This window comes from Aeromonas sp. QDB68 (genome assembly GCF_027707405.1).
Classification (GTDB): Bacteria; Pseudomonadota; Gammaproteobacteria; order Enterobacterales; family Aeromonadaceae; genus Aeromonas; species Aeromonas caviae.
In genome coordinates, this window is sequence record NZ_JAPCIQ010000190.1 from 1 (window position 1) to 1,925 (window position 1,925).

Here is a 1,925-nt window from a genome sequence, read left to right on the forward strand (position 1 = left end):
AACCAGCGGGGCTGACGCCCCGGCGAAATTCCTCTCCCACCTACGTCGGAGGGAGTCCCCTTTCGCATTTAAGATGGCGACCCCGCCAAACTGATGGCGCACCCGGCTCGCGCCAAAGAACACACCAAGCTGCAGGCCGGTGAACTGATCCACGTCGGAGAGGGCGAACACCGGCAGATCGATCCCCTTCACCTGGCCGGTGCGGCCGTAGAGGAAGGAAGCCCTTGCCCCTTCCACCTGATTGGACGAGGGCAGGTTGACACCGGGCAGGGAGATCTGGACCGGCGTGCTGGCCTGGGCGACACCGGCGAGGGTCAGGGCACCACAGCCGAGCAGCAGGGCGAACGGTTTCATCGGGGATTCCTTGTGAAGAGGGTGTGGCTCAAGGGTACCAGCGCAGGCCCCGGGGAACGAGACCCCGCCCCCTGCCCTGCGTCACCTCTCGTCTGAACCCGGGGATGGCTCTCTCGGCGGATTGGAAAATTCAAACAGAAACTAACATTTATACCAAAGGTGGATTGGTTGCAGAATTCTCAAACGTGTGTTTGAACAGAGCAAACAACACGTAACACAGGGATGACGTGCTGTACCCGCAAGAAGGGTCGATTGACCCGCAAAAACAGTGTTCTGCCGAACCGGAGACCCATGATGAATATGGACGTGATCAAGAGCTTTACCGAGCAGATGCAAGGCTTTGCCGCTCCCCTCACCCGCTACAACCAGCTGCTGGCCAGCAACATCGAACAGCTGACCCGGTTGCAACTGGCGTCCGCCAATGCCTACGCCGAACTGGGGCTCAACCAGTTGCAGGCCGTCGGCAAGGTGCAGGATGCCCAGAGCCTGGCGGCCCTCGGCACCGTGCAGCTGGAGAGCGCCAGCCAGCTCTCCCGCCAGATGCTGGATGACATCCAGAAGCTCAGCACCCTCGGCCAGCAGTTCAAGGAAGAACTGGATGCCCTGACCGCAGATGGCATCAAGAAGAGCACGGGCAAGGCCTGATAACCCCTGGCTGCCCGTCTTGCGGGCAGCCACATCTCCCCACGACTCGACAGAACGGGCAAGTGCCCGCCCCGGGCGTGGGTGAAGGAGAACACATGAGCCAATCATCTTACGGCCCGCTGTTCGAGGCCCTGGCCCACTACAACGACAAGCTGCTGGCCATGGCCAGAGCCCAGACCGAGCGCACCGCCCAGGCCCTGCTGCAGACCAGTCTGGACGATCTGGGCCAGGTGCTGGAGCAGGGCAGCCAGCAGCCCTGGCAGCTGATCCAGTCCCAGATGAACTGGTGGCAGGATCAGCTCAAGCTGATGCAGCACACCCTGCTCAAGAGTGCAGGCCAGCCGAGCGAGCCGGTGATCACCCCGGATCGCAGCGATCGCCGCTTCAAGGCCGACGCCTGGAGCGAGCAACCCCTCTATGACTACCTCAAGCAATCCTATCTGCTGACCGCAAGACACCTGCTGGCGGCGGTGGATGCCCTGGAGGGCGTGCCCGAGAAGAGCCGGGAGCGACTGCGCTTTTTCACCCGCCAGTACGTCAACGCCATGGCTCCCAGCAACTTCCTGGCCACCAACCCGGAGCTGCTCAAGCTCACCCTGGAGTCCGACGGCCAGAATCTGGTGCGCGGCCTTGCGCTCCTGGCCGAAGATCTGGAGCGCAGCGCCGATCACCTCAACATCCGCCTGACCGACGAGTCCGCCTTCGAGCTCGGCCGGGATCTGGCGACCACCCCGGGCCGGGTAGTGCTGCGCACCGAGCTCTTTGAGCTCATCCAGTACAGCCCGACCACAGCGACGGTGGGCAAGACCCCGGTGCTGGTCGTGCCCCCCTTCATCAACAAGTACTACATCTTGACATCCTCCCCCACCTTAGCGCTTCGCGTCACAGGAGGGGGATTCCCATTACTGGGTGATAGCTGCTCGCGC

The 1,925-nt window shown here is 62.7% G+C and carries 1 protein-coding gene and 2 pseudogenes; 2 read left to right on the top strand and 1 reads right to left on the bottom strand.

Translation table 11 applies throughout. The features are described from left to right. Positions 1–354 (bottom strand): annotated as a pseudogene (locus PG892_RS22080) (hypothetical protein); the annotation flags it as partial. A gap of 294 nt (positions 355–648) precedes the next feature. Here PG892_RS22080 and PG892_RS22085 point away from each other — a divergent pair. Both PG892_RS22085 and PG892_RS22090 read left to right on the top strand, forming a co-directional pair. Next, positions 649–999, top strand: a complete 351-nt coding sequence (locus tag PG892_RS22085) for a phasin family protein (protein WP_041211496.1) — start codon at positions 649–651, stop codon at positions 997–999. Positions 1,000–1,094: 95 nt separating this feature from the next. Further along, positions 1,095–1,925 (top strand): annotated as a pseudogene (locus PG892_RS22090) (class I poly(R)-hydroxyalkanoic acid synthase); the annotation flags it as partial.